Genomic DNA, 12,222 nt, shown 5'->3' on the forward strand with positions numbered 1-12,222 from the left:
AAAAAACCACCTTCGGGTGGTTTTTTATTGCGCAAATTTCCACTACTGATGAAGAAAAATTAGCGCGTAAAGTAGGGAAAGCGTTAAGATAACGCGAGTTGAACTGGAGAATATCACATGCAATTGATGGCTTTGCCGAAGAAAATCCTACGTTGTGGTGAGCTATCACTGGATCTGTCTGTACCGCATGTGATGGGTATTTTAAATGTGACGCCAGACTCGTTCAGTGATGGCGGCAAACATAATGGCAAAGCACAAGCGCTTGCGCATGCTCAGCAAATGATTGCGGATGGGGCGACAGTTATCGATGTTGGGGGTGAATCGACGCGTCCAGGTGCATCTGTGGTTGAGGTTGAGGAAGAGATTCGTCGTGTCGTCCCAGTGGTGGAAGCTTTGGCTGAACTTGATGTGGTCATTTCGATTGATACCTCTCAACCTGAAGTAATTCAAGCTGCGGTCGCAGCAGGCGCACATATCTGGAATGATGTGAGAGCATTAACACGCCCGAATGCTTTAGAGACGGCAGCTGAACTGAATATTCCAGTGATCATCATGCATATGCGTGGTGAACCGACCACTATGAATGGTTTAGATCAATATGATAATGTCACTCTAGATGTGATGACTGAGCTTTCACAGCGTGTGGCGGATGCACACAAGGCTGGTGTAAAAGCTGAAAATATCATGATTGATCCGGGTTTTGGCTTCGCTAAAAATGCAAAGCAGAATCTTAAGCTTTTAAAAGAATTCCATCAGCTGAATCAACTTGGGTATCCCATCTTGTCCGCATTGTCACGGAAACGCTTTATCGGCGAAGCTTTAGGTGGGGCAGATGCAGGCCAGCGGGCTGTGGGTTCTGTAGCGGGACATTTGCTGAGTATTCAACAAGGTGCGTGTATGGTACGCGCCCATGATGTCAAAGCCATGAGTGATGCGATCAAGGTTTGGCAAGCGATGAATATGGCTTAATGCGGCGGCGGAATGCCGAACGAATGATTTAATTTGAAAATTTGATCTATATCAGATTGTTAGACTAGCAGCATTTTGAGATGCTGCTTTTTTATTTGGTGATTTGTTTGGTTTATGTTATACAGACTCGTTTTTTAAGTTTCTCGTTTTGAGTGCCTGTATGTTTGCAGATTTACTTCTCCCTATGTTTGATGATGAATATTATCCCGATATTCTTGTTGCTGAAGTGAAGCAGCATGTTGAGACTTTTGCTAAAAAAATTGTAAAAGCAAAATCTGAGGGTGATATTTATCAATACGCCAATGCCACAGTGGCTGAAATTAATGAAATGAAGCCGCATTTTGAAGATCTAGACTCATCGTTAGATGATTCTGCTGCCGATTTTATTGCTGAAGCGATGATGATGGTGGTGCAAGATGCTGGCTTTATGGATATTGAAATGGAAGAATTGGTGGTGAACAGAGAGTGGTGAGTCACTCTCTCATTTCAAGTTCAGTTGGTTTTTGCTTTAGAAGCTGAGATTGCTCTTACAGTTCATCTAAAAGATCGGTGAGATGACAGCTTTGATTTAAATGCTCATCTCCAATCGCATCGACCGTCATCAGGTATTCGCCTTCGACCATTTCAGCATTTGCACTGAGATTCAGCCAAAATTTTGGATGCTTTTTCATGAGCTCACGAATATGTTGCTCATCTTTAGCATGATTAAAGCCTAATTTAAAATGAGCATCTACTGATTTACACGCATGTAAATAGAGTTGGCGGTCTTTTTCAATAATCGTGCCTGCAAACAAGTCATAAAACGTATCGCTATCTGCTTGCTGTGAAGAAGTTTTTGCATGGCTGACGTTTGAAAAAATTAGGCATAAGATGATAATGAGAGTGTTATTTTTCATATTGTGATTGTTATGTGCTTCGAAGCATAAATTATAGACATAAAAAAACCAGCATATTGCTGGATTTTTTATTGCACCATCTTAATTAGCTTAAGAATGGTGCCCGAGGCCAGACTCGAACTGGCACGCTTTGTGGGCGGGGGATTTTAAATCCCCTGTGTCTACCGATTTCACCACTCGGGCATGAGCGCAATAATAGAGGACGAAATAAAAGTTGGCAAGTCTATTTGTGATTATTTGCTTTCTTTTCAATCAATTCAGCGGTTTATGTTTAAAAAATAGCAAAATTAACTGTGCTGCACTTGTTCAAGCTTCATAAAAGTGTCATCGACTAGAGATATGAATGTCATCTTTTTCGCATAAATTTCAAGTCCATATCGTCTTTAGGCAATCCACATGACAAAAAAAATGAACCGCCGAGAACTCATTCAAAAAACTTTGGCAGGATTTGGTGCTTTATCTTTACCTATTTCACTGACCGCTTGTGGTGATGACGCCGATTCAAACACACAGCCCACTACGCAAGTGCAGTTTTTGCATGGGGTTGCCAGTGGTGATCCTTTACAAACTCAAGTTATCATTTGGACACGTGTAACACCGACGGACAGCAGTGCGCGCTTAGAGGTGCTCTGGGAAGTGGCAAAAGATGCAGACTTTAAACACATTACAGCAACAGGAAAGGTGCTGACTACAGTTGCACAAGATTTTACTGTGAAAGTGGATGTGACGGGACTTGCTGCGGGACAAGTTTATTTCTACCGTTTTAAATCGGCGTCGAAGTATTCAATCACAGGGCAAACCAAAACCTTGGCAACGCAAGTACAGTCGGTACAGTTTGCAGTGTGCTCATGCTCAAATTATCCAGCAGGCTATTTCCATGTTTATAAAGAAATAGCAAAACAGGATGTAGATGTTGTGATTCATTTGGGGGATTACATTTACGAATATGGCATGGGGGGATACGCAACGGAAGAGGCTGTGGCGATGGGGCGTGCACTGGCGGATGATAATAATACAGAAATTATTCGCTTAGATGACTATCGCAAACGTTATGCTTTATACCGACTAGATCCAGATTTGCAGGCCGCGCATCAACGTCATCCTTTTATTGTGATTTGGGATGACCATGAACTCGCAAATGATACCTGGGAAAAGGGTGCTGAAAATCATCAGTCAGATACTGAAGGCGATTTCCTTGAGCGTAAACTTGCGGCACTGGCGGCCTATTTTGAGTGGATGCCAATCCGTCCAATTGATGATCAGCATATCAAGATTTATCGTCAATTTGATTTTGGCACGCTTGTTCAACTGACGATGCTGGATACACGGACTATTGCGCGTAATGTGCAATTAGATTATGCAAACTATATGACTGCTACAGGTTTAGATATTGCAAAATTCCAAGCCGATTTAATCAATCCTGCGCGTACCTTGATGGGTGTGGAGCAGCGAAATTGGTTATTGCATAAACTTCAGCAATCTACGGCAACATGGAATGTACTCGGCCAGCAGATTCTGATGAGCAAAATGTTTGTTCCAGCAGAATTGTTAATGTCGCTGGCAGAAATTACAGCAGGAAATCCTAGTCCTGAGACCTTAAGCAAAATCACCACACAAATCACTGAACTATTAAAAATTAAAGCTCGAATGGATGCAGCTGATCCAACCGTAAGTCCAGAGGAGAAAGCGCGTCTTTCGGTTACTGCACCTTATAACTTAGATGCGTGGGACGGTTATTTTGCTGAGCGTGAAATTTTGTATGGCACTTTGGCACAACTTAAGAAAAAAGTTGTGGTCCTTGCTGGAGATACCCATAATGCTTGGGCTTCGGATTTATCAAGTAAAGATGGGGTGGTGGTTGGCGTGGAGTTGGCAACCAGTTCAGTCTCTTCCCCTGGGTTGGAGAAATATTTGTCCATTCCTATGCAGCAACTACAAGCATTTGAATTTGCATTTACCAGTTTGATTGAGGAGTTGAATTATTGCAACTTGAATCAACGTGGTTATTTGAAAGTCCGTTTTACCGCAGAGCAAGTACAAGCGGATTGGATTTTTGTGGATAGCATTAAGCACAAAGAATACATCGTTGATGAAACTCGCTCGCATCAAGTGATATTAGACCCGACATTATTGCCAGTCAGTGCGTTAAAGCAAACGGCATAAAATGACCTTAGAAAAACCGAGCATCATTGCTCGGTTTTTTATAATTTTTCATCGATATAACTGTCGAGATCGATGTGCTTAATCTGCTTACAGTAAGCATGCTCATACTTCAGCAGTTGTACATACAAATCTGCTTCATGCCCCAGCTGGGTTTTCCGTGCCTGATAATCTTCAGATTTATGGGAGCTAAAGCGTAATTGGAGTCGAGATTTGACCGTTTGCTTATAGGCCCAAAAACAGACACGTCTGAGTTGTTGTAACTGGTGATGTTCAACCGACTGGCTGTGGTCTCGAAATAAATTTTCTTTATAGAAGCGCACAAAACCAAAGTTCGCACCAAAATAAAACAAGATCCACATCAGCAAACTGCTTTCAATGAACATCAGATTTAGTCCACTTAAAAGAATCACCGCAGCGAGTTTGATGGGCGCATGACGTTGCAGTTGATACAAGGAGTTTGATGAATGTTTAATTTGCTTAATGACAAAAGGTAAGATCCACATCAGCGCTAATAAAATACTGATAATGGCGTAACTATGACTTTGGAGCGGATCGAGATTCTCCAAATGCGTTAAGTAAAAATCTTTCAGAATTAAGCTGATTGGAATAAAAATCATCACCGCCAAAACCCACGGAATAACTTCACGCTGGTCATCTAAAATACCACGTGTTTTTATTTGACTATAAAGCAAGTAATTGCGTTTAAAAGCGGCAGGGTAGCGGGTCTCTAATTGTTGCAGTAACAGTTGAACTTGTTTGGATTGCATCGTCAAAAAAGAGCGTATGAGAAAAACAGCCTTTACTATAGTAGATTTGGAAGGGGAAGACTCAAAAAAATACATGAAACAGAATATTCACAGAGAAAAGTACAACAATTTCGCTTTTTCACTCTGAATTATGCGAAAATGTCGGATTCAATTTTTTTGTCTAAGGGCAGTTCATGACTGATCATTCTCCTGAATCTTTAAGTGATATCGAAATTTTAGACATATTGCAGTCTATGAAAGACGATGAGCTTGATACAGAGGCAAAAGAAGAGATTCGTAAAGGTGGTAAAGCGGGTCGTCAAGAAGCACATAAACTTGCGATTGTGGCTTTAAACCAATCTTTTGAAAGTAAATTTGTTGAAGCTGTAGCTTTGGCATTAGGCCTGAACGAAGGTCAAGCCAAAAAAATTCGCTATAAAAAAGACCGCATCCGTATTTTAAAAGTACGTGGGATTGACTACATGGCGATTGATGGTGCGGAAACAGCACAGGTCTTGTCACAAGTTGCACAAGCAATTGTACGTGAAGATGCGACCGTGACACATGATTTGCACAACATCTTCCCATTTTGGAAAGAAGGCTGGCCAATGGTTCAGTTTGACAGCGCATATAAAATTTTATCTGAAGATATTACCATTCACTATCAAGCGACTTTAGATAAATTGCTTGAATTGTATGGTCGTTAAGATCTTCGTTTCAAAAGCACCTTCAGGTGCTTTTTTTATAGATTTATATTAACTATGGAAAATCCAAGACAGTAATAAACTGATGGGCCAAATGAACAGTCGCCACCATGTAATGAGTGGATTCCAGAAATACTGTCCAAAAGACAGAGTCTCGTTAAAGCTTCGTTGCCCACGTTCATAAGCATAAGGTGTAATCCGCCATGCTAAAATCAGGAAAACAATCGCACTTACGATCAGCAGCGTGTGGCTGTATTGGGTGAAATAATAGTAAATCAGATAAAGCGCAGAATAAAAGAAAGTACATGCCAGCACAGCAGGCAATGAAAAAGACATAAGCTTGACTCTATTGTATTGTTATATCAAGGCATTATAAATGAAAATACCCGATGTGATACATCGGGTATTTATCGGTTATTGAGCTTTCTGGTCGTTATAACTCAGTGTGGGTATTTGATTAACCCAGCGTTGAGTAAAGTGGGAAAATACCAAAGACCATTGCTGTAACTAGCATGACTAAACAGGTAATCACCGCCCATTTGATGGTAAATTCTTGGTGTTCACCAAAGTTAATTCCTGCCAACCCACAGAGTAAGTAAGTCGATGGAACCAATGGAGACAGTAAGTGTACAGGTTGACCAACAATCGATGCACGGGCCATTTCCACAGGAGTGATACCATAGTGTCCAGCAGCTTCAGAGAGTACAGGCAGTACACCAAAGTAGAAGGCATCGTTCGACATAAAGAAGGTCAGCGGCATACTAATCACAGCCGTGATTGGTGCTAAATACGGCCCCATACTTTCTGGAATAATGGCAACCAGTTCTTGAGACATGGCTTCCACCATACCTGTACCGGACAAAATACCGGTAAAAATACCTGCCGCGAAGATAATCCCGACTACAGCTAAGGCACTGGCAGAGTGGTTACCAACCAAACGCTTTTGCATGTCTAAATCAGGATAGTTCACCACCAAGGCAATACACAGCGCCACCATGAATAGAATAGCCGCAGGTAAAACACCCATCACTAAGCAGACCATCAAGACCAAAGTCAGTAGTGCGTTAAACCATCTTAAGTGGGCACGGTTGGCTTCAGGTTCTTGTGAAATCTGAATGCTGTCACCATGGCTAATATCTAATTCCACAATACCAATGCGCTTACGCTCCATACGGCCATACATAAAGCCAAGGAAGTATAACCAGCCAATTGCAACCAGCATTGGTAAAATCATCGGAACAAAAACATCGTTTGGATCGACATGCAATGCAGTTGCAGCACGTGCTGTTGGTCCACCCCATGGGGTTAGGTTCATGATGCCGCTCGCGAGCATCATTAGGCAGGCCATAATTAAAGGGCTCATACCAATACGCTTATACAGTGGTAGCATTGCGGCAACACAGATCATGTATGTGGTTGAACCGTCACCATCTAAAGAAACAATTAAAGTCAGCGTAATGGTGCCGAGGGTCACTTTTAAAGGATCGCCTTTAACCTGCTTTAAAATCCATTTTACTGAAGGGTCGAATAAACCCGTGTCGATCATAATTGCAAAATAAAGGATTGCAAAAAGAAGCATTACGCCCGTAGGAGCGAGCTTTTTAATGCCCTCCATCATCATATTGCCAAGTTCAGCAATATCAAATCCAGCAAGGTTGTCAACAAAGAGACTTAAAACATAAGTAAGTAATGCAAAAATGATAGGGATTAAAGTTAAAGCAACGAGAGCGCTCAGTCGTTTGGACATGATTAAGTACATGAAGCACATAATCATGCCTAAACCTAAAATGGTCAGCATGGATCAATCCTTTGAACGTGTTAAGTCTGTTTATTCATCAAGTGACAGCGATAGTATGCAATTCGGCATGATTTTTAAATGCTCTTAAACATATGTGATTTTTCGTTCTATTTTTCTAATAAATAATATATATCTATAAAGTATGGTTAAGATACTTATTTTGTATAACTCCATATAGTTAAATCTGAAGCCAAAAAAACCTTGCAGTTGCAAGGTTTTGATTCAAGGCGATGTTCTATTCATCGACTATTTTGGTTTCAGGCTGTAGTGTTTCTTCAAGTAAGCGCGTCACTAAAAGTTGGTCAATCTTAAAATGATCGACATCGACCACTTCAAATTTAAAGCCTGCGTATTCAACAGTATCGGCAGGGCGTGGAATTTTGCGTAGACGGTACATCATAAAACCTGCCAAAGTTTCATAATTTTCTTCATCAGGCATTTCATCAATGGCCAGTGCATGCTTCATGTCTTCAATCGGCGTGCTGCCATCAATCAGCCATGAATTATTATCACGTTTAATAATCTGTTGTTCGGCTTCAATAGGAGTCACCCAATCGCCCATCACCGTAATCATAATGTCTGACAAGGTGATGACGCCTACTACCAAAGCATATTCGTTAATCACCACTGCAAACTTTTCTTTGGTGGAGCGGAAACGGTCTAACAACTCAGACAAGGTCAATGTGTCCGGAATGGTGAGAACATTACGAATGGTGCTTTCATTGAGTTGGAGTAAAGATTGATTATTCAGAATACGAACCAGAATGTCTTTGGCATCGACATAGCCAATTACATCGTCAATATTTACACTACACACCAAGAACTTTGAATAGGGATATTCGGCTAATTTTTGACGGATGCTGGCTTCGGATTCATTTAAAGTAAAATACACCACGTTTTCACGCGTGGTCATACTTGAAGGTACGTTCCGCTCTTCAAGTTCAAATACGTTCTCAATGAAATGATGTTCTTGCTTTTGCAGGACTCCTGCTTGCGCACCAGCATCCATCACCGCAGAAATGTCATCAAAGGTAATGTTGTCATCACGGGTGGTATTCACTTTAAACAGGCGGAATAACAAGTTGGCAAGAGCATTAATAATCCAAGCCAAAGGTTTGCAGACCTTAATAAACACCTGAATGGGATTAATCACCGCAATAGATATTTTCTCTGGGGCAATCATGGCCAAACGTTTGGGCATAAGGTCGGCAAACAAAATAAACAAGGAGGTGACTAAAGTGAAAGATAGAGCAAAGCTAATGGTTTCAGACCAAGGGCCAGTATAAAAACGAGAAACAAAGCTCATGAAGTAAGGACGAAAAGCCCCTTCACCTAAGATACCGCCCAAGATTGCCACTGCGTTTAAGCCAATTTGTGAAGCGGCAAAGAAGTCAGCAGAATTTTCTTGTAAATTCAAAACTTTCTGTGCGCGATCATCGCCCGACTCAGCCAAGATTTTTAGCTTGACCTTACGTGCTCCTGCCAGTGCAATTTCTGTCAGAGACAAGAAACCCGCCCCAGCAATCAGGATTAGAATGATAACTATGTTTTGAAAAAGGCTCACGGAATCCACCTGTGATTCATCGTTATTATGAATATTTTTAACACAAAAAAATAAAGACAGTAATCACTTACTGTCTTCTATCATACCTGAGTTATTGGTATGAAAATGAATTATTTAGAGCTTGAATACTTAATAATGTGAGAATTGCGTGTTATTGCCTAAAAACTCACGATTTTCTTCCTCAATCATTTGACGTGCCACATACAGAATCAGTTGTCTAAGCCAGCGATGTGCAGGATGGTGATGCAACAGTGGGCACCATGCCATTTTCAACTCAAATTCTGGAATATAAAAAGGTGGGTCTTTAATCAGGAGATTTTGACTTTTGGCTTGTAGGCGTGCAATACGGGTAGGTAAAGTCGCGACTAAGTCTACATTTGAAGCCAATAGTGCAGGCATTTGATAATGTCGAGTGAAGACCGAAATTTTACGTTTCTGTCCAATACGCTCTAAAGCTTGATCAATCCAACCTAGGCCTGCTTGTTTTTCAGGGTTAACACCGAAACCAACGCCCATACCTGTTTTAGAAACCCAAATATGCTGTGCATCAAGATAGCTTTTTAGGTTTAAGTTGCTGGCAGCGGGGTGTTTACCATTGAGCAAACATGAAAAACTGTCACGCCAGACTAAAACTTGGTGGAAGCTTTGTGGAATTTCATTGAATCGGTTAATAGCTAGATCAACTTTACCTTGTTCCATATCACGATATGACACATCACTTGGGGTTAAGAAGTCTAAGACCACATTGGGTGCTTCTGAACGCAGTGCTTTAACGAGGCGGGGAACTAAAGTAGCTTCGGCATAGTCCGAAGTCATAATACGGAAAACACGGTTTGAAGTATAAGGACGGAACTCGGTACGAGGTTCCAAAATCATGGAGAGATCAGAAAGAGCGTCACGTATGCGGGGTTGTAATTCTAAAGCCCGTTCGGTCGGTGTCATACCTTCAGAAGAGCGAATTAGCAGGGGATCATTAAATAAGTTACGAAGACGACGTAGAATATTACTCATTGCTGGTTGGGTGACACCCAATTGTTCAGCTGCTCGGGTTACATTTTTTTCGCGTAAAAGTACGTCCAAGTAAATTAAGAGGTTTAGATCAACCCGCTCCAGATTCATAAAATAAATACCGAGAATAAAATCATGAAATTATTTGCATTATGCCATAAGCCATCGGGCTTGTGTAATAAACTGACGAAAAAAAAAGCATCGGGTTGGATAAAGAATATCCCCTTCATTTTCTCAGAAAATGGGTTTTTATGCTTAAAATAGAGGGAGTATCAGCTCAAAACAATGTCTCAATATGTGTGAATTGAGTCTAATAATATCGCCATAGAAAATGGCTTGAGATGGCTTGTTATTGGTGGAATAAAAGCGTGATAAATATTCTTTTTTCTGAAAATTGAGTTTTGTCATTTGGGTCAAATTAAGTATTGATTTTCGGTTGGGACTCTTTTTCTCAATGGCCGAGACTTAAGTCTAATGAAGAAATATTCGACAAAGTATGTATTTTTTAGGTTTTTCTTATTTTATTTAATTTTAATAATAACAAATACTTAATTTTGATTTATCGAAATATAATTAGACTTTTATCTATGTATTTTTTAAATAAATACTGAAAATTAATGCAGAATATTGGATTAATTTATTCTGTCAATCTAATCTGTATTCATCGCAACGAAGCGCTCTAAATCTCAGCAAAAGCTTGAGGGTCTGATTTTAGCTTTTCGTTGAAGAAAATCCTAATATTATTACAGGAAATATCATGACTACATATCAAACAGCGATTGATGCAATCCGCGAATTAAAAGCAAAATTCGGTAGCACTTGGCGCGATATTAGCCCAGAAGATGCTGCACGTATGCAAATGCAAAACCAATTCAAAACTGGTTTAGATATCGCTAAATACACAGCTGCAATTATGCGTCGTGATATGGCTGCTTATGATGCTGACTCTAGCCAATACACACAGTCTTTAGGCTGCTGGCACGGTTTCATCGCACAACAAAAAATGATTGCGAACAAAAAATACTTCGGCACAACTGACCGTCGTTATATCTACCTTTCTGGTTGGATGGTTGCTGCACTTCGTTCAGAATTTGGTCCACTTCCTGACCAATCTATGCATGAAAAAACTTCAGTACCTGCGTTGATCGAAGAAATCTACACGTTCTTACGTCAAGCTGATGCGAAAGAATTAAACGACCTTTTCCGTGCGCTTAAAAAAGCAAACGAAGCAGGCGATACTGCTAAAGCTGCTGAAATCACTGCTCAAATCGACGGTTTCCAAACTCACATCGTACCAATTATTGCGGACATCGATGCTGGTTTTGGTAACGAAGAAGCGACTTACTTACTTGCTCGTAAAATGATTGAAGCTGGTGCTTGTGCACTACAAATCGAAAACCAAGTATCTGACGCGAAACAATGTGGTCACCAAGCTGGTAAAGTAACTGTTCCACACGAAGACTTCATCTCTAAAATCCATGCATTACGTTATGCATTCTTAGAAATGGGTCTTGATGACGGTATCATCGTTGCGCGTACTGACTCTGAAGGCGCAGACTTGACTCAAAAAATCCCAGTGGTTAAAGAGCCAGGCGACATCGCTTCTCAATACATTGGTTTCCTAGACACTGTTGAAATTGACATTGCTGATGCTCAAGAAGATGAAATCTTGATCAAGCGTGATGGTAAACTTCACCGTCCTAAGCGTTTAGCTTCTGGCTTGTACCAGTTCCGTGCTGACACTCAAATTGATCGTGTTGTACTTGACTGCGTATCTAGCTTACAAAATGGTGCTGATCTTCTTTGGATCGAAACTGCGACTCCAAACGTTGACGAAATTGCGCACATGGTTAACCGTGTACGTGAAACTGTTCCAAATGCGAAGCTTGTTTACAACAACTCTCCATCATTCAACTGGACGTTAAACTTCCGTCAACAGTCTTATGACCGTTGGGTTGCTGAAGGTAAAGACGTTTCTGCTTATGACCGTGCTAAGTTAATGAGCGCTGAGTACGATGCGACTGAATTAGCTGCTGATGCTGATGCTAAGATCCGTACTTTCCAAGCAGACGCTTCTCGTGAAGCGGGTGTGTTCCATCACTTGATCACACTTCCGACTTACCACACTGCTGCGCTTTCTACTCATGAGCTTGCACAAGGTTACTTCGGTTCTGAAGGTATGTTGGCTTATGTTGCTGGCGTACAACGTAAAGAAATCCGTGGTGGTATCGCTTGTGTTAAACACCAAGCAATGGCAGGTTCTGACATCGGTGATGATCACAAAGAAATCTTCTCTGGTGACAACGCTCTTAAAGCGCACGATGATGCTAAAAACACAATGAACCAATTCGCTGCTCACTAAGCACTGAACTGA

The 12,222-nt window shown here is 41.0% G+C and carries 11 protein-coding genes and 1 tRNA gene; 5 read left to right on the forward strand and 7 right to left on the reverse strand.

Annotated elements, in window-relative coordinates; genetic code table 11:
• The first annotated feature begins 117 nt into the window (after positions 1 to 117).
• Both folP and RR876_RS04530 read left to right on the forward strand, forming a co-directional pair.
• Positions 118 to 969 carry a dihydropteroate synthase gene (gene folP, locus RR876_RS04525; protein ID WP_332476587.1) on the forward strand — a complete coding sequence of 284 codons (852 nt, stop codon included), beginning with the start codon at positions 118 to 120 and terminating at the stop codon, positions 967 to 969.
• Between the two features lie 160 nt (positions 970 to 1,129).
• Positions 1,130 to 1,441 carry a DUF5713 family protein gene (locus RR876_RS04530; RefSeq protein ID WP_004982696.1) on the forward strand — a complete coding sequence of 104 codons (312 nt, stop codon included), beginning with the start codon at positions 1,130 to 1,132 and terminating at the stop codon, positions 1,439 to 1,441.
• Between the two features lie 55 nt (positions 1,442 to 1,496).
• Here the strand turns inward: RR876_RS04530 and RR876_RS04535 are convergent, their stop codons facing one another.
• Together RR876_RS04535 and RR876_RS04540 are read right to left on the reverse strand one after the other, a co-directional pair.
• Complete coding sequence (locus RR876_RS04535; RefSeq protein WP_332476586.1) at positions 1,497 to 1,865, reverse strand: hypothetical protein; 369 nt, start codon at positions 1,863 to 1,865, stop codon at positions 1,497 to 1,499.
• A 97-nt stretch (positions 1,866 to 1,962) separates the two neighbouring features.
• A tRNA-Leu gene (locus RR876_RS04540) sits at positions 1,963 to 2,048 on the reverse strand.
• 213 nt (positions 2,049 to 2,261) lie between these two features.
• Between RR876_RS04540 and RR876_RS04545 the strand changes: the two genes are divergently transcribed.
• On the forward strand, positions 2,262 to 4,028 hold the full coding sequence (locus RR876_RS04545; protein WP_332476585.1) for an alkaline phosphatase D family protein: 1,767 nt from the start codon (positions 2,262 to 2,264) through the stop codon (positions 4,026 to 4,028).
• Positions 4,029 to 4,066: 38 nt separating this feature from the next.
• Here RR876_RS04545 and RR876_RS04550 read toward each other — a convergent pair whose 3' ends face one another.
• Positions 4,067 to 4,795 carry a hypothetical protein gene (locus tag RR876_RS04550; RefSeq protein WP_279043662.1) on the reverse strand — a complete coding sequence of 243 codons (729 nt, stop codon included), beginning with the start codon at positions 4,793 to 4,795 and terminating at the stop codon, positions 4,067 to 4,069.
• Positions 4,796 to 4,968: 173 nt separating this feature from the next.
• On the opposite strand from RR876_RS04550, the gene RR876_RS04555 reads away from it, so the two are divergent.
• Complete coding sequence (locus tag RR876_RS04555; protein ID WP_004695616.1) at positions 4,969 to 5,481, forward strand: hypothetical protein; 513 nt, start codon at positions 4,969 to 4,971, stop codon at positions 5,479 to 5,481.
• A gap of 48 nt (positions 5,482 to 5,529) precedes the next feature.
• Here the strand turns inward: RR876_RS04555 and RR876_RS04560 are convergent, their stop codons facing one another.
• From RR876_RS04560 to RR876_RS04575, 4 genes are all read right to left on the reverse strand, one after another.
• Positions 5,530 to 5,814: a hypothetical protein gene (locus RR876_RS04560; protein ID WP_332476584.1), complete on the reverse strand. Its 285-nt coding sequence runs from the start codon at positions 5,812 to 5,814 to the stop codon at positions 5,530 to 5,532.
• Positions 5,815 to 5,935: 121 nt separating this feature from the next.
• Positions 5,936 to 7,276, reverse strand: a complete 1,341-nt coding sequence (locus tag RR876_RS04565) for a CitMHS family transporter (RefSeq protein WP_005400436.1) — start codon at positions 7,274 to 7,276, stop codon at positions 5,936 to 5,938.
• Between the two features lie 235 nt (positions 7,277 to 7,511).
• Positions 7,512 to 8,840, reverse strand: a complete 1,329-nt coding sequence (locus tag RR876_RS04570; protein ID WP_332476583.1) for a hemolysin family protein — start codon at positions 8,838 to 8,840, stop codon at positions 7,512 to 7,514.
• Between the two features lie 129 nt (positions 8,841 to 8,969).
• Positions 8,970 to 9,959 carry a LysR family transcriptional regulator gene (locus RR876_RS04575; RefSeq protein WP_332476582.1) on the reverse strand — a complete coding sequence of 330 codons (990 nt, stop codon included), beginning with the start codon at positions 9,957 to 9,959 and terminating at the stop codon, positions 8,970 to 8,972.
• 646 nt (positions 9,960 to 10,605) lie between these two features.
• On the opposite strand from RR876_RS04575, the gene RR876_RS04580 reads away from it, so the two are divergent.
• Positions 10,606 to 12,210 carry an isocitrate lyase gene (locus tag RR876_RS04580; RefSeq protein ID WP_332476581.1) on the forward strand — a complete coding sequence of 535 codons (1,605 nt, stop codon included), beginning with the start codon at positions 10,606 to 10,608 and terminating at the stop codon, positions 12,208 to 12,210.
• Positions 12,211 to 12,222 lie beyond the last annotated feature (12 nt).

It is taken from the genome of Acinetobacter sp. (assembly GCF_036666595.1).
Classification (GTDB): Bacteria; Pseudomonadota; Gammaproteobacteria; order Pseudomonadales; family Moraxellaceae; genus Acinetobacter.

Coding starts and splice junctions, on each gene's coding strand:
- folP (WP_332476587.1), top strand. CDS start 118: ATGCAATTGATGGCTTTGCCGAAGAAAATCCTACGTTGTGGTGAGCTA.
- RR876_RS04530 (WP_004982696.1), top strand. CDS start 1,130: ATGTTTGCAGATTTACTTCTCCCTATGTTTGATGATGAATATTATCCC.
- RR876_RS04535 (WP_332476586.1), bottom strand. CDS start 1,865: ATGAAAAATAACACTCTCATTATCATCTTATGCCTAATTTTTTCAAAC.
- RR876_RS04545 (WP_332476585.1), top strand. CDS start 2,262: ATGACAAAAAAAATGAACCGCCGAGAACTCATTCAAAAAACTTTGGCA.
- RR876_RS04550 (WP_279043662.1), bottom strand. CDS start 4,795: ATGCAATCCAAACAAGTTCAACTGTTACTGCAACAATTAGAGACCCGC.
- RR876_RS04555 (WP_004695616.1), top strand. CDS start 4,969: ATGACTGATCATTCTCCTGAATCTTTAAGTGATATCGAAATTTTAGAC.
- RR876_RS04560 (WP_332476584.1), bottom strand. CDS start 5,814: ATGTCTTTTTCATTGCCTGCTGTGCTGGCATGTACTTTCTTTTATTCT.
- RR876_RS04565 (WP_005400436.1), bottom strand. CDS start 7,276: ATGCTGACCATTTTAGGTTTAGGCATGATTATGTGCTTCATGTACTTA.
- RR876_RS04575 (WP_332476582.1), bottom strand. CDS start 9,959: ATGAATCTGGAGCGGGTTGATCTAAACCTCTTAATTTACTTGGACGTA.
- RR876_RS04580 (WP_332476581.1), top strand. CDS start 10,606: ATGACTACATATCAAACAGCGATTGATGCAATCCGCGAATTAAAAGCA.